We start from the raw sequence: 24,047 nt of genomic DNA, 5'->3' as shown, positions 1-24,047 counted from the left end.
AGCTCGTACGAAATGAAGCGTCAAATACATATTCAATCTCCAGAAGAAATCCAGACCATCGCAACAGGAGCGATCCAGTGCGTGGGCGCGATGGCTGTTTGTGGGGGGACAGGGCTGGAATGTGAAGCGGCGGAAGAGCCGGCAGAACGGTACGCCGACGGACTGGAGCGAGGAGCCAGGCGGGATGCTACCGCCCTGGCATAGTAATGAGCAGCCTCCCCTCCTGCAGGGCGGTGATAGCGCCCGACCGCAGTCAACCAATGCCCCGTATCATCGAAGTGGGAGCGCAAGATGGCGGCAGCAGCATCAAGATTGTGTTGCGGGTCGAGCCCCGCACAAGGATCGGAAAATCGCTTCCCGGCACCAAACAGCTCGGGGTTCCAGCGAATATTGAGCTGGGCAACACCGACATCGATCAACCTGGTATGTTCCAGAGCCGCTCTCAAGGCACTACACGCCTCAGCGCGGGAATTGAAATACCTGCCCTGCCCGGCAATATTCAGCGTCCAGGGCCACGGCTTATGCTCGCCCTTCTGAGTGCGACCTGATTCAGTGCGGGCCAGGGCGTACAATACATCCGCCGGCACCCCATGCCGTTCGGCAATCCTCTCAAATACGACTGGATCAAGCCTGTCAACTGTCTGCGCACAAACCAGAGAAGCACTGAGCGCCGAACAGACAACATACGCCAAGGCGGCAGGCAGGTGCTTTCGCATGATTCACTGCCGCAGGCGGACGACAGGCAGGGATTGCCCGGTCATATCCAAAGTGGCTCCATGGTTCAGCGTAACGGAACCACTGGTCACTCTCTCCACCGGGATCCCAAGGCTGGTAGCCCAGCGCCGGATTTTTCCGTCATCACCGTCGCTGTCGGTCACCCAGATGTTGATTGCCCGCCCCTCTGCCACCAGGTCTCGTACAGTGCTGTCGCAAGCCGCACAATCTGACAGTGCAACCACAACGTCATAACGCACTGGACCAGCAGCCTGGCTCAAGGAGCCCATCCCCACTGTTGATTCAGGTCGCATCGTGAAGGTCGACACGCGGGGCTGATCCCCGGCTATACGCTGAATTGCCTCGTCATACGAACGCTGGTAGGCCAGCTCCCGCTCGATGCGCTCGTACTCGAAGCGGGCCTGTAGCTCAGCGTAGCGGCGGCGCTCTTGATCTGTACGAGCCTCCACCCCCAGCGCGGTCAGAGGATCAAGCCCTGGCGACAGGATGCCGCGACGACCAGCCATCAAGGACTCGTAGCGCTCCCACTCCTCATCCGTAAGCCCCCACTCGGCAGCTTTGGTTCGGCGTTCAATGATCTGGGTTTCAACGTTTTTCGATTGATCAAGATTGAGATCCTGCTGCCGAGTCTGTTCTGTCTGAGCCTGGAGTTGGAATGCCAATGCCAGCATTATCAGCCCACATCCCCAGCGTCCAGGCCGCACCTTCAACGGGTTGACCATCTCTACCTCCTACTGCACTGTCAGTTCGACAGTTCCAGTGCCAGACACGAATTCAGCGGCCTGGTCCCCAACACGGGATACCCTCCACCCCGAGAAAGTATCTCCCACTTCCAGTAACTGCACCTCATTGAGGGACTGAGCACTGTGCGATGCCACCGCCACAAAAGGTCGCCCACCTCGCAACTCGATGCCGGTTACATCAAAGGCTGGTGTTACGGGTTTGGCTGGTTCCTGCTTGGGGGCTGCACGGCGCTGAACTGGGGCACTCTGGGTAGTGCGGACGGTCTGCAGCCTGGCCAGCTGTGACTCAAGTTGTTCAACCTCCTCTTTCAGGCTGGCTATCAGAAGGTCCTGTTTGCTCTGCTGCTCGCCCAGCTCATTCACCGTCGCCTGCATTCCGGTGATCTGATCAAGGAGATCAATCAACTGACCGCTGTACTCAGCGACCAAGCCAACAACCCTATCGTGTAAGTTCTCCTGATCCCGCGCATAGCTTTCACTGCTTTCCAGCAGTTGCTGATCCAGTGTTTCCAGCCGCGTTTCGTACTCGCCCAGGCGGGCAAGCAACGCGGCATCGTCTGCCCCTGAGCAACCACCCAAGACCAGAAGTGCGATACCGGCCAGTACACCCCGCCGCATCATGGCTGACCTCCACCCAGCGAGGGACTGTCCGGTACGGGTGACACCTGCGCAGGTGCAGGAGCGGCCAGAACAGCAGCGTCCGTATTCGTACTTGCCTGCCTCAATGTGGCTACCCGCAGTCCAAAGCACACCTCTCTTTTAACCGGCTCGACCTGCAACTGATAGCTTGGCCCACCGAGTAGCTGAAGCGCCGCATGCAGTGGCATCGGCCCCAGCTCATAATGTGCTGCCGGTAAAGGACGGCTGAACAAGGTTTCCAGGGCGGGCTTGCCCTTGTCCGAACATAGCTGATAACCCGAGCGATCCAGGGTATGTTTCACCCCATCTGCAACAGTCGCTTTCAACCTGGTAGGAATCCGCACCTGCACGGTCTGCTCCAGCAGATTACTTTGCCCCACCTGGGCCGCCGTCGAGACTAGCGTATAGCGACCAGTGCGCAGCACCTCCAGCTGATCAGGCTGCTGCTCGCCATACAGGTCATTGGCAATAGGCTGATAGCTGGGCAGCTCAAGTTGCTGCGAGTCCGGGTACTGCTCTGCCAGGCTGGGAGCCACCGGCTGCTGCACGCAGCCGCTCAACACAGCTACCGCGCACCCAGCGGCAAGCAAAGAGAAATGTTGCAAGCGAAACGACATGATTTGTGCCCTCGTGATGGATCAATCAGGGGGCACAATGCGGCAAATGCCTTAAAAGGAGCGATAAGGAATGTTAAAGTCAAAAGCGAATAATCGACTATTGGAGGATGCATGCTGTACGCATGTTACGGTCGCCCAGGTGGTCCAATCGTGACTCCTGAAAAATTCATGGCTCTGGCAGGTCCTGACTTCCGGGCCAAAGGCGTACTTCCATACTGCCCCAGCTGTGATGAGGCTGTAGACCCATACGGGGTTCACAGCCCACAGGTAACGTCTCGCTTCGACCATCAAAATATTAACGAACTACAAGCACCTTGGGACGACTGCTTGGAGGCCAATCGTTCTGACCGATATAAGGGTATGCATGCTGATGGCTGGGACTACTCACGAGGCGATGCTCTACGTAGGCAATTCTTTGAGCGGGATAATATTTGCCAGGCATATGCTTTCTGCCTGACCCTTTGCCGTAAAGGAAACCTGTCTGTCTCGGAGTTTAAGGCGCTAACCCGTATAGCTGATCACAAAAAGATATGGGCTTACCAAGACATTCCTCTATGGATTATTCCCTACATCTTATTGACTCTCGGTAATTTCGGATCCGGACCTCAATCGAGGTTCCCCTTTCACTTCGTGCTATCGAAAAGCCAGAGCAAAGGGCTTTCCCAGATATGGCAGCCGAACCAGAAATGCTACCTCAAGAAGGTATTCTCAGCTTCTGGTGACCTTGTCAAAACTTCAGACAACCCCCTAGTTATCAGCCATCCACAGTTAGAGGAAACGGCTGGAGACTATGAGTGGGTGTCAAGCGGGCCGGTCGGAGCGATGTTAGGCGGTATATAGTTTTCCACTCCAGGGGGTTCTGGATACTGGCCATTCTGGTCGGCCCCTCCTTCAAGCCCGTATACCTCGAGGACCCGGCATTCCAACACCCCGTTCACAGGGCCTGCGCCTGATGGCATCGAGGAGCCACGCAGACGAAGATCAAATCGACGCACCATCAGTGCGAGGTTTCGACTCGCCTGCTCAAAAGTTGTTGCCTCGGCATAAGTATCATCAGGCTGCTGGGCGGTGCATGGTTGATATCGAAGCCTCACCGAGGTCCAATAATGAAAACGGTTCAGCACCAACTGAGGCTCTCCAGCGTCGATAAACACGTCGGTCCAGACTATTGCGCTGACAAATAAGGCTCGCCTGACTGGATGCCGGACAATATGCCCGTACCAGTATCCCAGAGAGGGATCATCCGCAAAAATCAATGCCAGCAGCTCTGGGGCGCCCGACGGCCCACGATTAGAAAAAACCACTCGTCGAGCCTGTATCCAGCCCACCCCTAACTGATGAGAATCCAGCGCAGCATGAATATCCTCCTCAGCCTGACGCTGGAAATGGCTGATAGGTGTGGCCTTGCTCACAGCGCCTCCTCAAACTGAAAATCAGCCTCGTAGTAACTCAGACATACTTCTTCGTAGCCCGATGATTCATGCTCAGCGCCTGTTTTCGGGTATGTTGTACCAGCAACAGCCATAGCAAAAAGCCAAGGCTCGACGGCCAATCGGGGATCCGGATTATTGATCTGCGGGCTCACAACAACTATCAAATCGGAGCGTGCCACTTCGAATTGAACAACCCCCTCATTGCCTGTCCAAGCAAGATGCTTTTGTAGCTTGGCAATGCCCGCCTCACTCAATCCAGTCAAGGTTCGCGTAGTGTCATGGTGGTTCATATGCAGCTCCTCAGGTAGACAGAACCGACAATGAATGACAGTCACGATACGAACGATGGGAAATGTTAACCCGATCGAGCCAGCATTGACCGGCTGGGCCAGCTGCCTGATAATGAAAGCTCACCCCGTTGGCTACTGACGGTTTCAGTAGCGCCCTTTGAGTCCTTGCGGCTCATTGCCCTATAAGTGCCTGCGACTGGTGAAAAGGCACGGTTCCAACGTCCAAACGTCCACGGTGTTGCTACCCGGAACCCAGTCTCCTTGTACTTCGCCCTCTTGGTCGAGGGCACCCTTTACCCGGTAACATTGGCCAGCCATGCTGCTTGCAACAAGGCACCATGGCTGGCCAATGTTCCAAGTGCTTCACTCCGGCAGTGCCCGCTGCTTGAACCCTGGGCTCCTTTTGTGCGGAAATCGTGCATACAAATTACCGAGTCGCGGCTGCATATCAGATTCGGGTACGGACCAACGCATGGCTTGCCGGACATGCAATACGTACAGCAGCCTCCATCATTCAGCTACATGGCCTGTAGCACCACCATCCAGCTTCCCACCCTTTACCTCAAACAAAAACGCCAGATCCTTCCCAGGACCTGGCGTCTTTGATACAGCGAGAACAGGCAGGTGTTCATTGAATTTACATCAAACACCGGCTCATCACCCTCCTATATAACTTCTCAGCAAGAGGCCTGACACTCCTCCCCAAATGGCCAAAGCCAAAATTAGCAGCCCCATTTTATCCATGACATCTCCAACTCATCTCGTTGCAGCCCCATCGAGCACCGGTGTCCCATTGCTGTTCTCAAACGATGCCTTGCACTTCGGAAAACCACTGCAGGCCCAGAAATCATAGGGGCCTTTTTTCCCCGTACCAACTCGGTGCAACAGCGGCTTGGAACACTTTGGGCAAGCATGTTCACTCGGCTCCGGCTGGGGTTTGCGCTCCCGGGCTTTACCCGGCTTGCCCTTCTCATCCGGCAACGCCGTCTTGCACTCGGGGTAGGCCGAACACCCCCAAAAGAACCCCTTGCCGCCCTTGCGCCGGCGAAGCGCAGCGCCACAGGTCGGGCAGGCATGTTCGCTTTTCGGCAGGTTGACCTGGCTTTGCCGAAGCCCACCTAACTCCCGGTCCAGCAACGCCCAGGTCTGGCCTATCACTTGATCATAGGTCATGCGCTGTTCTGCAATCATGTCCAGCTGATCCTCCAGCTCACGAGTAAAGTCCAGATTGGCAAAAGCGAAGGTACCCACGAGTGCGTCACGAATCACCTCCCCTGTTGGTGATGGTGACAGAAACCCCTTTTTGTCCTCGATCAGATAACTGCGGCTGGTGATGTTTTCCAGAATGGCAGCATAGGTACTCGGTCGACCAATACCCTGGCGCTCCAACTCGGCGACCAGCGTGGACTGCTTGAAGCGCGCCGGCGGCTTGGTGACCTTGTCCAGCACTCGAGCATCCACCGCACGAACACCCTGCCCCACTTCCAGCTTGGGAATGGGGTTGACCGGCTCGGCCTGGTCGCCCTCCTCCGGCTCATCCTGGCCATAAACCCGTAGCCAGCCGGGATCAATCAGTTTGCGGCCCTGGCCGATAAAGCGCACAGACAGCCCCTGCACTGCCCCCGTCAGCAGCACACGTCTCACCGCATAACGGGCATCAGCCAACTGTGAGGCAACAGCCCGCCGCCAGATAAGCTCATACATAGCCTGCTGATCGGTATCTTCACCCGCCCGCAGGGCAGTCACATCAGCAGGACGAATCGCCTCATGCCCTTCCTGGGCACCGTCTTTGGCCTTCCAGGTGCGCAACTTGCCTGCCAGTTCCAGACCCGCTGATTGCGCATAGCTGTGAATCGCCTCGATGCCGGCGGGATCAAGGTTGGGATTATCCGTTCGGTGATAGGTAATCGCTCCCTGCTCATATAGCTTCTGGGCCAGATCCATGACCCGTTTGGGCTTCATCTTCAGCCTCTTCCCAGCTTCCTGTTGCAACGTCGACGTGGTGAACGGCGCCGCCGGCGCCCTGTTGGCAAACGCATTCTCAAAGCGCGTCACCTGTACATCCCGCACCGTGGCGACCTGCTCAGCCAGACCGCGATCCACCAGGTACTCCTGACCTTCAACCAAGTGCGGACGGGTGTCCCACTGGGCTCGCCAGACCGCCTTGGGGTTCTCAGGCCAATGCCCCGGTATCGGCAGCAGCAGCTCCACCCCAAAATGCTTCACTGGCTGAAAGTCTCTGATCTCCCGCTCCCGATCCACCACCAGCCGCACAGCAGGAGATTGAACCCTCCCAGCAGATAGTGCGTGCCCGGCGCGATCCGACAAGGCCGGACTGACTTTATAGCCCACCAGTCGATCCAACACCCGTCGCGCTTCCTGTGCCCGCACCCGGTCGTAGTCGATACCACGGACCTGTGCCATGGCCTCGCGAATCTTCTCTTTGGTGATAGCGGTAAAGGTGATCCGCTTCGGCTGTTTCAGCCTCAAAGCGTCAGCCAGGTGCCAGGCAATGGCTTCACCTTCCCGATCCGGGTCAGTGGCCAGAATAACCTGGTCGGCTGCTGCCACTTCCTTACGCAGCTTCGCCAGCACGCCCTTTCCCCGTTCCGTTGGCACATAGCTGGGCTTGTAACTGGCTGGATCAACGCCCAGCTCCCGGCCCGGTAAATCCCGCACATGCCCAACGCTGGCCACCACCTTGTATCCAGCCCCCAGGATCGAACTGATCTTCTTGATCTTGCCTGGTGATTCCACGATAACCAGCGTTGTCATACCGCCCTCATCTCTGGTGCAACTCCATCGCCATCAATTCATCCAACCAGAACTGATAATGCGCTCCGATCAGGATGGCCTTGGGTAACTGGACACCATGAACCGGCTTACCTTGGCGAATGGCATCTTTCAGTTCCGTCACCGATACCCGCAGTAGTCGCGCCGCATCAGTGATCCCAACCCGCTCACGACCAATTGGTGACTTCTTCATCAGCTCCCCCATCAGCGCCGCTCAGCAGCTTGCATCATCAAAAGCCTCACGGCCATCGCGCTCCAATTTACCGCAGAGCAGCCTTCGCTCTTTCATGGACGGCCTGCATCACGGACTCAATGCTCGGTCCCTGGTAGTTCCTGGTCACGCTAAACGTAAACAGAACATCCGTTCCGGTCGAGGCTTTGCTGACTCGTGTTCTCAAGCTGCCATCGTAAATAAGCCCGCTCATGGAATAGGTGCTTCCCGGTACCGCGCTATAGGCGTAGTCGCCATTGTGAAACATCATCCCGCCAACCATCGAGCCTTTCTCTGCAATGGCTTCTTCCCTGGTCATGTACCCAAACGCGTTTTTCAGGAGCGCAGCCGCAGTGTCCACATCACCCGCATAGGTCATCCGCAGCTCCTCCCTTTGAGAAACACCCAGAATCGACACGGGCTGCGGCCCACCAGTATTCGATGGCTGGCTGGCTCCGGAATTGAATCCGGTAACGGCCATTGCCCCCTCCGGCAGTTTCTCCGGGTCATAATTGACCGGCTCTCCGGTCAGCGGGTTATTCATGCAACTGAGACACTTGCCTTGATAATACACATGCTGATCGGTTGCACAGCCGGACAGCGTGACAGAGACAACACCAAGCGCTAAGAAGATCGTTTTTTTCATTGGTCCCTCCTGACCATCACGTCGCAATCAAATGGGCAATTCAGCAATTACGCTGTAGCAGTGACAACGCTGCACAAGGGCCTCATCAGAAGGGAATGTCATCATCGAAGGCGTCGGATTCCGGCAGAGGCTCGTCCGGGACAGGCTGCTCAACAGGACGCGAACGTGTCGCGTTCTGAGACTGGACCATCACCACCTGCTCAATACGATACGGCAGAATCCCGACTGCGCGCGCCCGCACCTTCATCGCAGAACGATCCTGGTCGTTCGAATCTGTCCAAGTTTCCCGGACCATGCGCCCAACCACCATGACGCGCATACCCCGTTGATACAGCTCTGCCCACTGCTCACAGGTTTGAGCGTCCCTGGAAAACTCAACCGGCGCCCAGAATCCGCCTCGATCTTCAAACTTGCCATCGGCTACGGCGACAGGGTTATCGAAAAAGACATTCAGCCTCAGGATTCCCCTGGGAGGAGTGTTATCTGTGGTCGGGAAAACCTTGACCTGCGGGTCCGATCCAATATTGCCTTCACCTTCAAAATGCGTGCTCATCAGCAGCTCTCCACCTCGTTGAACAATGTGGGAACACATTGCCTCGGGCAAACCGCTACTGACACAGGAAAACAGTTTTCTGATTCAAAGGTATTCTGGTGCAGTCAATCCCTGACCACTCCAATGATTGGCTCAGCCTTCAAAAGCTCATCGGCATGCTCCAGCGACTCCAGTGTCGTGCGCAGTCGCCGCGTTGTTGCATTGACCACACCCGCCTGATGGTTCAGCAAGCAGCGCTCGACTTCGATCTCATGCAGCTTCCGCCGCTCACCCTCAGACTGCACCAGTCGAAACACACGATCAAAGCGCGCCATCCCCATCGTGCGGTTAGTGATACCACGCCACCGCACCATCGGCACCAGGTATCCACGCTTCTGCTCGTTCTGAACAGCCAGGGCAAGATCATAGTGTTTCAGGATCGGATTATAGCGCTGCGCCAAATCGTGCTCCGCTTGCTCCAGTTCCGCGGCATAGCCCTCAATCTGGTCCAGGTATTTCAGCAGTCCCCCCTTACCCTTAAAAGGAAAAAGGCCCTTTTCCCTTTCGCCGCAATATCGTGGCAGGTGATAGCTATGTCGTGGTTTGTTTTTCATCTGCTGTAGCGCTCTCATTATCAGGTTCCGCCTATCGCCTCATCATTCCAGTCACCGGTGATGCCACTGGCAACAGCCGTGACCAGAAACCCCATTCCAGTCACCAGTGTTGCCACTGGCAACAGCCGCGACCAAAAACCTCATTCCAGTCACCGGTGATGCCACTGGCATCACTCCAGCTCATCCCCCTCCCCCAGTAACCCCTGGCCTGAACCAGCCTCTTCGGGTTTTGCAGCCTGAACCTCCAACTGCAACTGATCCAGATCCGGCGCTGCCGACTTGGTATCAGCAATACCTGAGCCGCTCTCCGTAGTTGCGACTGGTGTACGGGCAATGGGGGCATAGGGACTGCGGCGAGCGCCCGACAACACATCAGGATGCAGCTCTCCCCACTTGTCGATAGCGGCCCTCGCCCTGGCATTCTGGGCCGCAAAGTCATCGCGGGTCGTACCACTCAGGCCGGGGTAACGCTGGGTACTGGTACACAGGGAACGGATAGCGTTGCCGCTCACTCTGAGTTTTTCATGGGCCTCCTCGCGGGTGATCATGGCAATGTGCTGGGCCAGCAGGATGTTCCGCACCACCCGGTCATAGCGGATAAGCAGGTGAATACCCTGCCAGCCCTGCTGACCGCCGGGGTACACTCCGGTCTTGAACGGCTTCTGTGAAATATTCTCTTCGATGTTCAACTCTTCCGGCACATCAGCCAGAACATCCATGGACCACTTGTAAATCGGGTCCAGGATATTGCGCACCTCGTCCAGCTTCGCATCAATTCTCAACATCCAGTCATCGGCATAGGGGTCATCCTTGGCAGCGTTCTGTTGGATTCGACCTGCCAGTGCGAGGTACTGACGCATACCGATGATTTGCGGTTTGCCCGATTCCACACCCCGCCCCCACCAGGTGCGAGTAGCATGGTAGGTATGCAGCGTCAGCTCGATCTTGCTTCGCAGCGCTCCAACAGCGATCTCAGCCATAATGTCCAGCTCCTGTAAACAATGAAAATGCAATGGGTGGCGCCACTGTGCGCATCACGCCTGTGGGCGCATAGGGAAAATATGAATCCCATTGCGGACAATTCCCTGGGCTGGCATTCATCGTTTCAGCCCCATGGCTGCCAACAGCTGCTGGCGACTGGCATGAGCCTCCTCGGCGCTCACTCTCGGTGATGGAGGCTCTGGAACATCAGCGATGTATTGAACATTACCGTTGGGCTGTACAGGCGCAGCCGGCATGGGATGTCGTGCACTCTGCACCGAGTGCGCATAGGTCGTAACCTTGAACTCACCCTTGAGCGCAAGGTTGACCAGTGAGCGCAGCAACGCCTTGGGCGATCGTGCCTTGCCCGCCAACACTCGGCCAGCGGTTTCGTCCAGCACCCATTGGGCTGTTTCTCTCTCCAGCCGGCCAAGTGTCGGAACCAGGTCAGCGCGCTCCTGATCGCTCATCTGCAAAGCTGCATCCCAGTGCAAGTCCTGGTCGCTCGGTACAGTACTTGTATTTTTATAAATACGTACTTGTACTGTACTGTCCTGGTTCTCAGAGCGAACTGGGGCGCAAAGCCCCGTATTTCCACTTAGTTCTCTCTGCGAACCAGGCTTGAGCACGTCAGGGAACTGCCCTGGTTCGCTCTGAGAACTAGGTGTTTTCACCTGGTTCTCGGCCCTGGTTCGCTCTGAGAACTGGGCTTGTCCCACTCTCGCCCGGGCCTTCTTCGATCTACCTTGGCTCATCTCTGCAAAGCGCTGTATCCGGCGATTGAGACGAGATACCGAGCGGCCTCCACCATCGTGCTGCATCTCTTCAGTCACCAGCCTGGCGACAGCACGCACAGCGGCGTTGCTGTGCTCCAGGCACTGCTCCACAAATTCACAGTAGGCCGGATCCAGCATGGTTGCCTCATCCGCCGCCAAAGGCTCATCGTGCAGCGCATAAACGTTGCCCATGATCCGTCCATTGGTGTCATGCCGTGCCTTATGACAGAGACTCAACCAGCGTGTCAGACGTAGCACCGCTATCACCCGTGCCACTGTGCCGCGGGAAGCACTGGTGCCCGGCGCAGACCTCAACAGAGGCTGCAGCTGATCATAGGTAGGAAAGGCGGTGGTTCGGTCAGCGGTCGACAGCAGTCTGATCATTTGCCATCCCAGCACATCCACGGCGCCAAGACAGCTGTCCAACAACAGAGCCCTGGGAACGGTCTCATGCGGATTACCAAAAAACAGTAAGCCATCCAGTGTGTCACCACTGGATGGCTCTGCGGTACCGGCATCGGCTCGCTGGGTGATGGCAGATGTGGCCCTACCCACCAGCACTTGCCAATCATCTACCGTGCGCATGCACGTCCCCCGTCAGACAGCAGCTGGAGCTTGGCGGGCGAGCCGCTTGTGGCCCGACTCCAGTTTTTTACCAGTTGCCATACCACGCCCAGGGGAATGTCGGTTTCTTCCGCCAGCACGATCATGCCTTGAATGTCATCCGCTGCCCGAACATCATCAGGCGCATCACAGATCTGCTGCCAACGCCTGTAGGCATCATGCTCGCTTTCTTCGGCAGGCATGGCCAGACGCCCCTGCCTTGACTCCAGCCCGAGCAACGCTCGCCGAGTTGAACAGTCATTGCCGGTCAAACCGAAGAAGGAATACATCATCTGCACCGATGCCCCCAGCATCAGGCACCGATCAATTGTTTTCTCCCGATCCACATCCGTACTCAGGCGGCGGAACACGCCGCCAAGCAGTTCATGGTCTACCGACAGCCGGCAGACAACCGGATTGCTGCTGGCCAACGCATCCACATCGGTTGCGCTCAAGCGGCGCAACTCTCGAAGCTCCGGATCAGTAAAGCCCAGCGCCCTGGCGCGGCGCATATTACCTTCACGCACATAGGTGATGGCCTGGCGAAGGATGGACAATGTCACGACGCTATCCATATCAGGACTCTCCTTTGTCGAGTGAGTGGAGAACACGAACCAGACGAATCAGGCGGAACAGCCGAATCAGCACCTCATCTGGCATGTAGCCTTCGTTATCGGTGGTGCCCAAGAGGTCACCAAGCAAGGTAATGTCAGAGGGATACAGCGGCTGCATTTCACCTTTCAATGCAGCCAGTAGCTGCCAGACACGCTGGGCGACCAGGCTATGCTCCAGTTCGCCGGTCAGAGGATACAGTTCATAGCCAAGCCCCTCCTGCTGATTTCGCTGCAGCGGCGCTTCACCTTCCGCTGTATCCATCAGCGGAAAGCCTGCCCATTGTCCGATTGCCATCGCCAGGCGGAAAATCAGGAACCGCAGCGTACGCGGATCCTTGCCATGGTCATCGATCCACCAGATATCGGTCACTGCCGTCAATGGCCCGGCGGACATCAGGGGAATGGCCTGAACAGCAAAGTCCTCGAAGTTGCCCGCCTTGCCTCCCTGCAATTCCGCTACAGCGTGGCGCATCTTGCGCTTGCTCTCTGACTCGAAGACCGGAGACAACGTCAAGTCTGCTATACGCTGCTCATCTGTGCGTTCATCCAGATATTCACCCATCAGTGTCGGCTCAACAGTCGCAGGCTGCTGGTCTGCGCCCAACATCAACGCCGTCGCATCGTCATCCAGCTCATTATCGGTCTCGCCTACACCATTTCCGGCCAGCACACTTGGCGCGGGCGCCGGGGTGCGCCTCAGCAGTTGTTCCTTTTCCATGCGCAGCTGCTCGATCTCCGCCTGCAGACGGGCCTTCTCTTCCTCATCTTCACTCGAGGTGTTGTGAGTAGCAGTAGCAGAAGGATCAGTGAGCGGGACAATGTCTTCACTCTGCTCCGGCTCGCCCTGGCGCGGCTTGCGCTCGCGCTTGGGCGCATCTTCCTCCTCGCCCGGCAACGGCGGGTAGAATTTCAGTGGATGCGCCGACGGGTCGCGTACTCGCTCCATCTCCACAACCAGCGGATGCCAGATTTCCGGGTCATCGATGCTCTGGCGTCGCTTCCTGCACTCCAGCAAACGTCTGAGACACCAATCCAGCGTATGCAGGTGAGCGCCCGAATGATCCTCCAGCATGCCCAACAGGCGATCCTCAACGATCGACCAGGGCAGCTCGGTCTGCTCCTCATAGTCAAATTGGCTGAGGATCTCATGCCAGGCCGGATCGAACTCCTCCACCGGCTTGGCGTCACAGCGCTTCCAGATTTCCAGGCAGGCTTCGCGGTAGGCAATCAGCTTCTCAATTTGAGGTTTTCCCAGCCCGCTTTTCAGGGTGGTCGGCAGCGTTGGCCAGAAGTGCTCGACGGTATACAGCATACGACTGATATGACTATGGCTGACGGAAAAGCCCAGTGCGGCAAAGCGTCTGGCCAGTTCACGCTGCGACAGCTCCTTGTCAGCCTCCTCCTCCAGCATCTGCTTGAGTTCAGCCACACCCAGGGCCTTCTCAATCCAGGTCAGGTCCGAGCGGTTTTCGTTCTCAGACAGGTGTCCAGCCATGGTGGCCAGCTCCGACTGCCAGGGCCGGTACACGCACCAGAAGCGGTAGTATTTTTCATCTCCCGTCTCCTGATACAGCTCATTCAGGATTGCCAGGCGAGTATTGCCGCCATCGGAAATCATGAACTTGTCATCGCCCGGTCGTTGGGTAATGGGCGGCGGCTGTTTCAGTCCAACCTCCCGGATGGACTCCTTGATCTCATCATATTTCGAATTGCGTAAGGTACGCGGGTTGCGGTCATAGGGGCGCACCTGGTCCAGCGTTATCTGCATGGCCATCTCGGCCAGCGGCGCTGTCAGTTTGTCGACCTGCTTTGTCCGTAACGCCGGACCAGGCTGTTGCAGCTTGGCCATATAATCTGCAGTGGAAAGGTTCTTGCTCATCACAGTCCCCTTACCAGCTGTTGTTTTTCCAGCAGCGCCTGACTGTCTGGATGTACCGCAGTCATGATCCGGTCATGCAAATCATTCAGGGCAAGTACCAGCTGTCGTGCGCTGGCTATCTCCTCCCAGCCCGGCACATTGGTCAGTTGCTTCAGTACCGTGGCCACCCCATCGATTGCAATGGCATACAGCTCAAAGTCAGGTTGCTCCTGCAGCTCCAGAAGCACCCAGCGGCGCCGATCCTGTTCACTTACCAACGGGTTACGCACCGCCTGCAGGATCATGCGTACATCCTCCAGTTCATACTGCCAGACCTCGCCGTCCTTCAATGGGCGATCATTGAGGAGCTGTTGCAGCAATCTGGAGCACGAATTGGCTGGCTCAACCAGTTGTTTCATGGCCAATAACGGATCCAGTTCAACACAGAGAAAGTACTGGCACTGGAAGCGAGTATCCGCCGCCATCTTGTTTGGGAACGATCGAATATCAGTCATGGGTCAGTACCTCTGTGTAACGTTGTTCTACTGCCTGGTGGAGCTGTATCGAAAGGCCAGCCTCATATCCTGCTGTCAGTGCAGCTCGGTCATGACGGCGAAGATCGCCGGTCGCCCTGCCTGTAAGATCCTGAAGGTTGCCGTGATGCCTGGACAGGTAATACTCAATCGCCTGCCGTGCCTCATCGGTAGGCGCGGCGGGGATGACCTGCTTCTTCACGGCAGCCAGCCAGGCTTCTGCAAATGCGTCGGCCCTGCGAATCTTGGTGGTGCGTTTCAAGCGTGAGGGCAAGGAGTCCTGGTACTGCTTGCGGTCCTGCAGCAGGCGGCGCTGTAACACCGTGTAGGCATAGCCGCTGATTCGCGGACTTCCGTCAGGGCCAATGAAAGACCAGCTACCGATATAGCCGTTTCTGGAATAGCGGACGGAATAAATGGCCTCAGTGCCAAAGCCGGCTGCCACCATCGAGGCCAACACCACGAGGTAGTTGGGTGGCGTCTTGCCTGACTTGGAATCAACGCACTTCTCCTCAATAGAAGAAGCCGCCACATCCAGGCGGGTCAGACCATATTCTTCCATCAGCTTCTGCGCCTGACGCAATGCAATTCCAGCTTCGTTAGCATTGGCACTGGATGACAGGGCAAGGCAGCGCTCAATCTTGCGCATGATGCGATCCGGGATCATGGAGATACCCTCCGTACCGATCTGCTTGCCGCCCTGCGCAACAGAGCCCGCGCATTGAGTCCTGCACGTGGATCGCTTGGCGTAGATGAGGTGTAGATTGGCGGGTAACCCTCCTTGGTGAAACGGATGTGCCCACCCCTGGTACGGCTCACTTGCCAGCCCAGGCCGACGGCAAAGTCAGCCAGCTCCTGGAGAGGTTTTTTCAGCTTTCCGAGTGCGATTGCGCTGTTCATGCACTCACCTCCTGAAGTTTCTCAACTTCATGGGAGTGGCAATAAGGGCAGCCCCATAGCGTTGACCTGGTCTTATGAGCTCGTTCCCCCGGGAAAACAATTCGCGCTTGCAGCTCAGTCAGATGTCGCTCGCAGTTACGGCACCAGTGGCTTAAACGAAAAGACTCGGATGGCTTAGTCATTGGCCACCCCCGCCTCAGACAGCGCAGCAGTCCAGCCCTCAATGACCTCCGCTTGCTGTTTCAGCACCTGTGGACGCACTTCATCCGCCTTGGCTATCAAGATGCCGAGAAGAGTGCTTAGGTCTCGTTGATCATCATCCAATGCCTCGGGGCGATCCGCCAACGCATCTTCCACGCCCTGCAGAATTTTACTTGCAAGAAATCTAAGCTCGCGTCGCAGGTGGCTGGCTACGTCCCTATTGGCCGGTGTATGCCTGGCTCTGGATATCTTTGCGGCAAACTCGTCGGTACTGTAGAAGTAGTGCAGTACCTTCAAATGGTTGAGGACAAGAGCCACCCTGATAACCTCAACACCTTGCTCGACGGAATTGACCGGTGGCAATGGAAAGTGTTGGAGCGCAAGTTTCCGAGCCTCGGCATGTCTGGCTTTGAATGCTGCTTCTCGTCTTTTCTCATCACGTTGTTTCTTTTCCTTAGCATGAGCAATACGTGCATTGACAGTGTTGACCACCCCCGCTGCCCGTTGAAGCACAGCCTTCTCTTCGTTACTTAACAGACGGTTCAGCGATGATGTTTCCGCCAGCTTGGATAGCTCTTTGCCGGTGGTGGTCAGCCGGGACTGCATGGAACGAAGGTCCTGAGAACTGAGGTACTTGGCTGCGTCCAGTACCTGATCAGTGGTGATACTTCTTGACGATGACTTGGCCATATCAGAACCCCTCCCGATGTTTGAATTCCAAAGAGTCAAACCGGGTGCAGTTGCCGTTGAAGGCCAGCTTGACGGTTCCTATCGGCCCATTACGCTGTTTTCCAATGATGACCTCAGCAGTTCCAGTGTCCGGGGTTTCTGGGTGATAAACCTCATCCCGGTACACAAACATGATCACGTCGGCATCCTGCTCGATGGAGCCGGAGTCACGCAGATCGGAGTTTGTAGGGCGTTTATTGGGACGCTGATCGACAGAACGGTTGAGCTGGGACAGAGCCACCACTGGCGTATCCAGCTCCTTGGCCAGTTGCTTCAGAGCCATGCTGATCGAAGCAATTTCCAGGTTGCGGTTCTCCCTACCCGGCTCATGCATCAACTGCAGGTAGTCCACCATGATCATTGACGGCTTGCCGAAACGGCGCGCAAAGCGGCGCGCCCTGGCCTTGAGCGCGCTGGCCGACAAGCCACCCTCATCCTCAATGATCAGTCGATCTTCCACTGCCTTAAGCTTGGTGGCAGCCAGCGTCAGCTTCGGCCAGTCCTCGTCTTCCAACTGACCTGTTCGTAAACGCTGCAAATTGATCTTGCCCATGCTGGCCAACAGGCGCATGACCAACTGCTCCCTGGGCATCTCCAGACTGAAAATAAATGCTGGCTGATCAGCCCTCGCGACCAGGGCGTTCTCAACCAGATTCACCCCGAATGTGGTTTTCCCCATCGAAGGGCGACCAGCAACAATGATCAGGTCTGCCGGTTGCAGCCCCGCAGTCTCCTTGTCCAGATCCACAAAGCCTGTAGAAACTCCAGTGATGCCATCGCCCTTGTTGAAGCTGTAATCAATGTGATCAATGACCTTGGACATCGTTTCTGACAAAGGGGTGTACTGCTTGCCAGGCGACTCGACCAGGCCGGCCAATCGTTTCTCAGCCTGCTCGACCAGCTCCACTCCCGGCAGATCACCCGATCCCGCCTCCTGGCTTAGGTCAGCGCCAATCAGCATCAGCTGACGTAGCTGAAAACGATCCCTGATAATCTGTGCATAGACATGAATGTTGGCGGTGGATGGCGTGTTCTGAACGAGGTTGCCCAAGTAGCTCAAGTCCAACAGTTGGCGCTCATCCGGGCTCAGGTATTCAGCCACCGTCACGATGTCAAAAGGCAGATTCCGTGTAATCAGCCCCTGAATCGCTTTCCAGAGCACCCGGTGCTCCGGAACATAAAAGGCGTCAGTCGCGGTAATGATCTCGCACACGTCGTCCCAGCAGTCGTTGTTGAGCAGCAGGCCGCCCAGTACCGCCTGTTCCGCCTCTACCGAGTGAGGCGGCAGCCTCCCAACTTCCTGGGTGACACGTTTTTTCGACTCAGTGGATTGCATCGCTTGCGCCCTCCACTGTCTGGTTGGCATCCGCTCGCAAGAACGGGCTCCATTCTGGATTCAGCTCCAGGGCAACTGCACGTATCTGATCTGCACCGGCGGGAGACTTGCGTCCCGCAGGTTTGGTAGGCTCAAAACGATGGATAGGTTGACCGAGCGCAGCAGCCTGTCGGAAAGCAGTCAAATGCCGTAGTGGTGCCGACATGACCTGGACCCGGGCGTCCGTGTCGGTGGAGAACATCTGGTAGAGGCTGGCACTCACCTCGCGGGCATCCCGCGTTTCATCCAGCCTGTTGATCAGCAATGACACTTTAGGCACAACCAGGTTGGTGTACTGGGTAAGCACCTCCAACTCTTCCAGCATCCCCAAGGTACCCCGGATGAATTCACGTGCCGACAAGAGTTCTGGCGTGATGGGAGACAATGCATGATCAGCGGCAAGAACAGCCGCTTCCAGGACAATCGACCTTGCGCCCTGGGTGTCGAGAATCACAACGTCATAGCGTGATTCAAACTGCCGTATGAGGTTCGATAAACGAAAGCGTCCATCCGGTGCCGACAGCAAAAGCTGAGGTAGCTGCGCGTGGTAGTCGTTGGATACGACGATATCCAGACCGCTGATGACGGTTTTGGACACCACCTGCTCGCTTGCAGTCTGGTTTAGCGCTATCAGCTCATAGGTACCGCCCGGCGCTTCGGCCTCAAGCTGATAGTAACTGGACAGCGTCGGCTGATTGTCGAGATCAATCAGCAGCACCCTGATAGATGAGTCGGCCAGCAGGCCGCCGAGATGAGCGCAGGTGGTGCTTTTGCCGACACCACCCTTGGTCGATATTACTGTGTAAACCTGCATTTCACGTACTCCAGCGTTGGAATGGAATACGTGTAATCTTGTTGAGCCTAGCTAGACGCCGCGCAAATGACTGTTAATCATTGGGTCCCAGGTTCGAGTCCTGGTCGCGGAGCCACATCCTGAAAGCCCGGCTATATGCCGGGTTTTTCATTTCCCGCCTCTTCAGGTACACAATCAATACCTACCCGTACTCGATTGATCGCACGCCGAAAGAATTGACTTACCGCCACCTCTTTGCCTGGCTGCAAGCGCACTCGCCGCGGTACAGGTCTTTCCGGACCATTGACGAAACTCACCCGACACTGCAACGTCACCTCGCCTTTATTGGTCAGCATCAGCGCAGCCAGATTGCTCAGATCAGCGGTGCGCACCGACACTTGCGCGGCGCCGGGCTGCAACTCCACGTCGATGGGAAAAGCCCAGGCTGACAATGGCAGGCTCAACGCTATGCCGATGGCCAGTAAAAATTGGTACATTGCATTCATCCTCGCAGTCATGCTGCCCCTTCACCATAGGCCAGAGAAACCATTGATGAAAGCACCACGCGTCACCCTGGAACAATGGCGCACCCTACAGGCCGTCGTCGATCATGGTGGCTTTGCCCAGGCCGCCGAGGCACTGCACCGCTCGCAATCCTCGGTCAGCTATACCGTCGCCCGCATGCAGGAGCAGCTCGGTGTGCCACTGCTGGAAATATCCGGGCGCAAGGCCATCCTGACCGATGCCGGCGCCGCCTTGCTGCGACGCTCCCGGCATCTGCTCAAGGAAGCCAATCAACTGGAGCAACTGGCCTGGAACATGGACCAGGGCTGGGAAGCCGAGGTGCAGCTGGTAGTGGATGCCGCCTACCCCGCCGAACGCCTGGCCAGGGCCCTGGGCGCCTTCATGCCACAGAGCAAGGGGTGCCGCGTGCAATTGCGTGAAGAGGTTCTCTCCGGCGTCGAGGAATGCCTGCTCAATGGCAGTGCCGACCTGGCCATCTCCGGCATCAGCATTGCCGGCTATCTGCCGCAGCAGCTCAACTCCATCGAGTTCATCGCCGTGGCGCACCCCCAGCACCCCCTGCAACAGCTCAACCGCAGCCTGACCCACAGCGACCTGGAAACCCACCTGCAGGTGGTCATTCGTGATTCCGGGCGGCGCCAGCCGCGGAACGAGGGCTGGCTCGGCGCCGAGCATCGCTGGACAGTCACCAGCATGAGCACCGCAACCAAGCTGATATCCCAGGGCCTGGGCTTCGCCTGGCTGCCCCAGCATGAGATCGCCGCGCAACTGGCACAGGGCAGCCTGAAGGCGCTGCCAATGGAACAGGGCGGCCAGCGTAACGCCTATATGTTCCTCTACGCGAACAAGGACAAGCCCCTTGGGCCGGCCACCCGCATACTGGCGGACCTGATCATCCAGCATTCGCATGATGCCTGAACGCCACAGCGGATATGCCCGCGCTCGTTGTGCCCGGGCGCGCTTGTGCTTACACTCATCGCCAACCAGATCCTGACCTGACGCGCTGCGCGTCATTCTATTGCCCATGGAGCCAAGCATGCTGAAACAACTGATCGGAACCTGCGCCCTGCTGCTCGCAGCCTCGACCGCCCTGGCAGACAACCCCCGCGTGATGCTCAGCACCAGCCATGGGGATATCGAGCTCGAGCTGAATGCCGAGGAAGCACCGATTTCGGTGGAAAACTTCCTGCGCTATGCCGATGCCGGCCATTACGATGGCCTGATCTTTCACCGCGTCATTCCCGGCTTCATGATCCAGGGCGGCGGTTTCACCCCCGACATGCGCCAGCGCGCCGTCGGCCAGCCGATCAAGAACGAGGCGGATAACGGCCTGAAGAACAATCGCTACACCATCGCCATGGCCCGCACCCAGGTGCGTGACAGCGCCACCAGCCAGTTCTTCATCAACCTGAACAACAATGACTTCCTGAACCATGGCAGCCGCGATTTCGGCTACGCGGTATTCGGCAAGGTGGTCAGCGGCGAGCATGTGGTGGAAACCATCGGCAAGGTACCCACCGGCACCCAGAACGGGCATGGCGATGTGCCGCGCAATCCGGTGGTCATCAATAGCGCCAAGCGGGTCGAGACCGCCGAGTAAGGCAGCAGCACCTATCGCGGGGCGGCCGAATCCCCCCTGCGATAGGGCAAGTAGTCCTGAGCGTCCTGCCGATAGGCCTTCACCCCCTCGCCTTCCTGCAACAGAAAATCCGCTACCGCTTCATGCAGACCCGGCTGCAGGCGATGCCACGACTGGGTCAGCACCGGCTCGAAACCACGCAGCAGTTTGTGTTCGCCCTGGGCGCCGGCATCGAACCGCTGCAGGCCCTCGGCAATACAGCGCTCCATGCCCTGGTAGAAGCAGGTCTCGAAGTGCAGCCGGTCATACTCCTCCAGACATCCCCAATAACGACCGTACAGGGTATCCTCGCCGGCCAGAAACAGCGCACCGGCCACATCACGACCGTGCTCCCGGGCGAACACCAGCCGTAGCGAATCCGCCATCCCTTGCGACAGCAGCTGGAAGAATGCCGGCGTCAGATAGGGCTGACGACCCCGCTTGAGGTAGGTTGCGGCATAGAACGGATAGAAACGCTCCCAGTCCTCTGCCCTTACCTCCTCAGCGGTCAGCCATTCAAACTCGATGCCCTGCGCGGCGATGCTCTGGCGCTCCTTGCGGAAGCTCTTGCGTTTACGGGAACTGCAGGCTGCCAGAAAGTCCTCGAAGCCCTGATAGTTGCGGTTGATCCAGTGGAACTGGCAGCCCAGGCGCTGCACCCAGCCCGATTCCGCAAGCTGCCGGCTCTCCTCTCCGCTGTTGAACAGCACATGTACACCGCTGACCTTGCCCGCCACCAACTGCTGCTCCAGCCAGCCGATAAGCAATCCACGGCTGTCTTCGCAACGCGCCAGCAATCGTGGCCCCTGCACTGGCGAGAAGGGAACGGCTGCGGTCAGCTTGGGATAATAATCCCGCCCTGCCCGTTCCCAGGCCTGCGCCCATTGAAAATCGAACACATATTCACCCCAGGAGTGCATCTTGCGGTACAGGGGCATTGCAGCCTGCAGACTGCCATCCGGGTTTTCCACCACCAGGTGGGCGGGAGTCCAGCCCTGTGCCGGCGTAACCGAGCCGCTGTCTTCCAGGGCAGCAAGAAAGGCATGGCGAAGGAAGGGATAACCGGCGGGCGCCAGGGCGTCCCACCGGGCAGGGTCGATGTCGCTTATATGATTCAACTGGCGTATGAGCATGGCCAACAGCATGCCACAAGGCAGCCAATGACGGGAGGGTATTGCACCCTCCCGAATGCGGTTAACTGGTTACTGCTGGACCCAGTCGAGGAAGGCCTCGCGGCTTTGCGGGCTGAGCAGGTGCCACATCTGCTGCAGCGTGGTCAGGGTAGCATCGTTGTGTGGCAGGGTTTCACTGGCTACTGCCGTTGGCAGAGGGGTGACGCTGCTGCTGGACCGGGGAACCGCCGCAGGCGCACTGGCTGTGGTTGCGCCCAATGGGGCGACGGTGGACTGCTCATCCACAGGCTCTGCGGTACCGAGCAGATTGTTGACCAGCGAGCTGTTGCGCTGGCCAGCCTGTGCTGCCTGGCGCTCACCGGTGCGGGTGTTCACCGCCCAGGCGTTGAACTCGGCTTCGAAGGCCTTGGCCTGCTGCAGGTTCTGCGGCCGGTCAAAATCCAGCTGCCACAATTCACCAGCCTGGCCATCGATGCTGAACACACCAGTGCGTCCGCGTACCACTTCATGGCTCATGCCACCGTCGATATCGAAACCGTTCTTGTAGAAGGCATTGATCCGGTAGGCTCCGGGTTGCAGGTGCAAGCGCTTCTCACCGGTGCCGAACATGGCGTTGGCGGCGGACACACGCTGGCCGTTGATGCTCTGCACCTCGAGTTCGTTGGGTATCACGACGGTCACAACCTGCTGCTCCGGCAATGCAGACCCGGGATACAGCTGTACATGGGACTGCTGCGCGCAGGCGGAAAGCAGGCAGGCAATGGCGAGAACGAAAAGACTACGCATGAAAACTCCTTGATGCGATGGGCAAGCTGATTGGGGCGGCCGCCATGTATATGGTTACAAGCGAAACAAGAATAAGAACAAATGATTTCAGTTCGATGACAGGCCCTACGGGGCAGTTCTGGCTTGGCATCGACTGGGGCCGCAGGAAAGTGGCCACGGATGGAAGCGCATGAAAAAGCCGGGTTGCTCTTGCAGAGCAACCCGGCTCGGGGCTTCATCCCAGGGAGAGGGATTAGAAGTCGTAACGCAGACCTACGGAGAAGGCCGTAGCCTCTTCGCCCGCCGCAGCACCCGGGTTGGCACTACGCCCCTCGGCCCAAGGCCGCTGAGTCGATCCTGCCTCGTTATCGACAACCGCATAGTTGGCATAGACGCGGACGGCCTTGTCCAGCTTGTGCTCCACACCGACAACCCACATATCAGCGTCATAGTCGGAATCATCGGCATCACGGGTCATCCACATGGCCTTGAGGGCCGTGTTGGATGTCAACTTGTACTCACCACCCACACCGTAGGTATCGGAGGTCCAGCGATCACGCAGGGCAGCGTCATCGGTATCATGCTCTACCGTCTGATAGAAACCTACCAGCTTGAAGGCGTCAGTCAGGTTGTAGGCCGCAGCAGCACGGATCCCATCACGCTCTCCGCGGGAAACGTCTTCCTCCAGTTTCTCGTAAGCGAGCGCGCCTTCGAACGCACCGGCAGCATAGTTCAGCGAGACGCTGAAGCCATCGGAGTCATGATCCTGGGCAGCGCTCTGGCCTTCATGGACCGAATAGGCCAGCTTGATATTGAAACCATTGAGGTCTGGCGTGGTGTACTGCACGGTATTGTCATAACGCTCATCGAAACGGGCGTCGCCCACCCGAGTCAGGTTACGCATATCACCGACCTGGTCACCAAACAGGTTGGCCGGGCCACGTGCCACTTTGAACGGGCTGTCGAAACGCCCCATCTGGATGGCGCCCCAGTTGTTTCCGGTCACACCGACGAAGGTATCGCGGGTGCTGAAGTTCGAGCTGCTGCCGTCACTGCTGCCACTGGAAAAGTTGATCTGTTGCTCGATCTGGAAGAACGCTTTCAGGTCGGGGTTGATCTGGTGTTCACCCTTGAAGCCCAGGCGCGAAGAGTTGCTGGACAGGTTGGTTTCGGAATAGTCGGCACCGTCATCCAGGAAATCGGTGGAAACGTGAGCGCGACCGTAGATGCTCACGTCGGCCATGGCCAGAGCAGGCATGACAGCTGCAGCACCAACAACAATCGCAATCAACTTCTTCTTCATCGGAAAAACTCCTTCGGGTTTTGTAAAACGTCATCCTGCGAGTGACTTGACGTCGTTTGTTTCGACCGAAGCGATTATGGAAAGCCG

General features: G+C 57.5%; 27 protein-coding genes and 1 tRNA gene. 3 read left to right on the top strand and 25 right to left on the bottom strand.

Annotated features, from left to right (window positions below):
* Nucleotides 1-32 precede the first annotated feature (32 nt).
* The 21 genes from CQ007_RS19380 to CQ007_RS10120 all read right to left on the bottom strand — a co-directional run bounded on the left by CQ007_RS19380 (nucleotide 33) and on the right by CQ007_RS10120 (nucleotide 18,637).
* The gene (locus CQ007_RS19380) at nucleotides 33-716 is read right to left on the bottom strand and encodes a transglycosylase SLT domain-containing protein (RefSeq protein WP_105645720.1); all 684 of its coding nucleotides are present in this window, start codon (nucleotides 714-716) and stop codon (nucleotides 33-35) included.
* 3 nt (nucleotides 717-719) lie between these two features.
* The gene (locus CQ007_RS10210; protein WP_105645719.1) at nucleotides 720-1,457 is read right to left on the bottom strand and encodes a TIGR03759 family integrating conjugative element protein; all 738 of its coding nucleotides are present in this window, start codon (nucleotides 1,455-1,457) and stop codon (nucleotides 720-722) included.
* A gap of 9 nt (nucleotides 1,458-1,466) precedes the next feature.
* On the bottom strand, nucleotides 1,467-2,099 hold the full coding sequence (locus CQ007_RS10205; protein ID WP_105645718.1) for a hypothetical protein: 633 nt from the start codon (nucleotides 2,097-2,099) through the stop codon (nucleotides 1,467-1,469).
* A complete protein-coding gene (locus CQ007_RS10200; protein ID WP_105645717.1) occupies nucleotides 2,096-2,734 on the bottom strand; it encodes a hypothetical protein in 639 nt (212 codons plus the stop codon). Before CQ007_RS10200 ends, CQ007_RS10205 begins: the two co-directional genes overlap by 4 nt.
* Before the next feature lie 788 nt (nucleotides 2,735-3,522).
* Nucleotides 3,523-4,146 (bottom strand): hypothetical protein, encoded by a 624-nt coding sequence (locus CQ007_RS18805; protein WP_146114568.1) that lies wholly within the window; start codon nucleotides 4,144-4,146, stop codon nucleotides 3,523-3,525.
* Nucleotides 4,143-4,457 (bottom strand): hypothetical protein, encoded by a 315-nt coding sequence (locus CQ007_RS10195; protein ID WP_105645716.1) that lies wholly within the window; start codon nucleotides 4,455-4,457, stop codon nucleotides 4,143-4,145. The genes CQ007_RS18805 and CQ007_RS10195 overlap by 4 nt, the downstream gene beginning before the upstream one ends.
* 756 nt (nucleotides 4,458-5,213) lie before the next feature.
* Nucleotides 5,214-7,232 carry a type I DNA topoisomerase gene (gene topA / locus CQ007_RS10190; RefSeq protein ID WP_105645715.1) on the bottom strand — a complete coding sequence of 673 codons (2,019 nt, stop codon included), beginning with the start codon at nucleotides 7,230-7,232 and terminating at the stop codon, nucleotides 5,214-5,216.
* A 7-nt stretch (nucleotides 7,233-7,239) separates the two neighbouring features.
* Complete coding sequence (locus CQ007_RS10185) at nucleotides 7,240-7,443, bottom strand: hypothetical protein (protein ID WP_146114567.1); 204 nt, start codon at nucleotides 7,441-7,443, stop codon at nucleotides 7,240-7,242.
* A 67-nt stretch (nucleotides 7,444-7,510) separates the two neighbouring features.
* Nucleotides 7,511-8,107, bottom strand: coding sequence for a hypothetical protein (locus CQ007_RS10180; protein ID WP_105645713.1), 597 nt, complete (start codon nucleotides 8,105-8,107; stop codon nucleotides 7,511-7,513).
* Between the two features lie 85 nt (nucleotides 8,108-8,192).
* Nucleotides 8,193-8,660 carry a single-stranded DNA-binding protein gene (locus CQ007_RS10175; protein WP_105645712.1) on the bottom strand — a complete coding sequence of 156 codons (468 nt, stop codon included), beginning with the start codon at nucleotides 8,658-8,660 and terminating at the stop codon, nucleotides 8,193-8,195.
* Between the two features lie 104 nt (nucleotides 8,661-8,764).
* A complete protein-coding gene (locus tag CQ007_RS10170) occupies nucleotides 8,765-9,253 on the bottom strand; it encodes a DUF3158 family protein (protein WP_158256749.1) in 489 nt (162 codons plus the stop codon).
* A 170-nt stretch (nucleotides 9,254-9,423) separates the two neighbouring features.
* Nucleotides 9,424-10,233 (bottom strand): PFL_4669 family integrating conjugative element protein, encoded by an 810-nt coding sequence (locus CQ007_RS10165; RefSeq protein ID WP_105645710.1) that lies wholly within the window; start codon nucleotides 10,231-10,233, stop codon nucleotides 9,424-9,426.
* A gap of 117 nt (nucleotides 10,234-10,350) precedes the next feature.
* Entirely contained in the window at nucleotides 10,351-11,595 is a 1,245-nt protein-coding gene (locus tag CQ007_RS10160) for an STY4528 family pathogenicity island replication protein (protein ID WP_105645709.1), read from the bottom strand.
* Nucleotides 11,583-12,188, bottom strand: coding sequence for a DUF2857 domain-containing protein (locus CQ007_RS10155; protein WP_105645708.1), 606 nt, complete (start codon nucleotides 12,186-12,188; stop codon nucleotides 11,583-11,585). The genes CQ007_RS10160 and CQ007_RS10155 overlap by 13 nt, the downstream gene beginning before the upstream one ends.
* A gap of 1 nt (nucleotide 12,189) precedes the next feature.
* On the bottom strand, nucleotides 12,190-14,106 hold the full coding sequence (locus tag CQ007_RS10150) for a ParB family protein (protein ID WP_105645707.1): 1,917 nt from the start codon (nucleotides 14,104-14,106) through the stop codon (nucleotides 12,190-12,192).
* A complete protein-coding gene (locus tag CQ007_RS10145) occupies nucleotides 14,106-14,600 on the bottom strand; it encodes a hypothetical protein (RefSeq protein WP_146114566.1) in 495 nt (164 codons plus the stop codon). Before CQ007_RS10145 ends, CQ007_RS10150 begins: the two co-directional genes overlap by 1 nt.
* Nucleotides 14,593-15,285, bottom strand: coding sequence for a DUF2786 domain-containing protein (locus CQ007_RS10140; protein WP_105645705.1), 693 nt, complete (start codon nucleotides 15,283-15,285; stop codon nucleotides 14,593-14,595). Before CQ007_RS10140 ends, CQ007_RS10145 begins: the two co-directional genes overlap by 8 nt.
* Nucleotides 15,282-15,518, bottom strand: coding sequence for a type II toxin-antitoxin system HicA family toxin (locus CQ007_RS19180; protein ID WP_105645704.1), 237 nt, complete (start codon nucleotides 15,516-15,518; stop codon nucleotides 15,282-15,284). The genes CQ007_RS10140 and CQ007_RS19180 overlap by 4 nt, the downstream gene beginning before the upstream one ends.
* 174 nt (nucleotides 15,519-15,692) lie before the next feature.
* Nucleotides 15,693-16,409, bottom strand: a complete 717-nt coding sequence (locus tag CQ007_RS10130; protein WP_105645703.1) for a hypothetical protein — start codon at nucleotides 16,407-16,409, stop codon at nucleotides 15,693-15,695.
* A 1-nt stretch (nucleotide 16,410) separates the two neighbouring features.
* Nucleotides 16,411-17,784 carry a replicative DNA helicase gene (dnaB, locus tag CQ007_RS10125; protein WP_105645702.1) on the bottom strand — a complete coding sequence of 458 codons (1,374 nt, stop codon included), beginning with the start codon at nucleotides 17,782-17,784 and terminating at the stop codon, nucleotides 16,411-16,413.
* A complete protein-coding gene (locus tag CQ007_RS10120; RefSeq protein WP_105645701.1) occupies nucleotides 17,771-18,637 on the bottom strand; it encodes a ParA family protein in 867 nt (288 codons plus the stop codon). The genes dnaB and CQ007_RS10120 overlap by 14 nt, the downstream gene beginning before the upstream one ends.
* Before the next feature lie 9 nt (nucleotides 18,638-18,646).
* Between CQ007_RS10120 and CQ007_RS10115 the strand changes: the two genes are divergently transcribed.
* Nucleotides 18,647-18,752 (top strand) — tRNA-Asn (locus CQ007_RS10115).
* 16 nt (nucleotides 18,753-18,768) lie between these two features.
* Here the strand turns inward: CQ007_RS10115 and CQ007_RS10110 are convergent.
* Nucleotides 18,769-19,113, bottom strand: a complete 345-nt coding sequence (locus CQ007_RS10110; protein ID WP_105645700.1) for a 3-phosphoglycerate kinase — start codon at nucleotides 19,111-19,113, stop codon at nucleotides 18,769-18,771.
* Nucleotides 19,114-19,168: 55 nt separating this feature from the next.
* On the opposite strand from CQ007_RS10110, the gene CQ007_RS10105 reads away from it, so the two are divergent.
* Nucleotides 19,169-20,059: a LysR family transcriptional regulator gene (locus tag CQ007_RS10105; protein WP_105645699.1), complete on the top strand. Its 891-nt coding sequence runs from the start codon at nucleotides 19,169-19,171 to the stop codon at nucleotides 20,057-20,059.
* A 118-nt stretch (nucleotides 20,060-20,177) separates the two neighbouring features.
* The gene (locus tag CQ007_RS10100) at nucleotides 20,178-20,741 is read left to right on the top strand and encodes a peptidylprolyl isomerase (RefSeq protein ID WP_105645698.1); all 564 of its coding nucleotides are present in this window, start codon (nucleotides 20,178-20,180) and stop codon (nucleotides 20,739-20,741) included.
* A gap of 11 nt (nucleotides 20,742-20,752) precedes the next feature.
* On the opposite strand, the gene CQ007_RS10095 is transcribed toward CQ007_RS10100, so the two are convergent.
* The 3 genes from CQ007_RS10095 to CQ007_RS10085 all read right to left on the bottom strand — a co-directional run bounded on the left by CQ007_RS10095 (nucleotide 20,753) and on the right by CQ007_RS10085 (nucleotide 23,960).
* Nucleotides 20,753-21,892: a GNAT family N-acetyltransferase gene (locus CQ007_RS10095; protein ID WP_105645825.1), complete on the bottom strand. Its 1,140-nt coding sequence runs from the start codon at nucleotides 21,890-21,892 to the stop codon at nucleotides 20,753-20,755.
* A 69-nt stretch (nucleotides 21,893-21,961) separates the two neighbouring features.
* Nucleotides 21,962-22,678 (bottom strand): DUF2057 family protein, encoded by a 717-nt coding sequence (locus tag CQ007_RS10090; protein WP_105645697.1) that lies wholly within the window; start codon nucleotides 22,676-22,678, stop codon nucleotides 21,962-21,964.
* Between the two features lie 232 nt (nucleotides 22,679-22,910).
* Complete coding sequence (locus CQ007_RS10085) at nucleotides 22,911-23,960, bottom strand: porin (RefSeq protein ID WP_105645696.1); 1,050 nt, start codon at nucleotides 23,958-23,960, stop codon at nucleotides 22,911-22,913.
* Between the last annotated feature and the right edge of the window lie 87 nt (nucleotides 23,961-24,047).

Origin of the sequence: Pseudomonas sp. MYb185 (genome assembly GCF_002979975.1) — a bacterium.
Lineage (GTDB): Bacteria > Pseudomonadota > Gammaproteobacteria > Pseudomonadales > Pseudomonadaceae > Halopseudomonas.
Note: the sequence above shows the minus strand (reverse complement) of the source record. Positions and strands in the feature narration are given on the sequence as shown.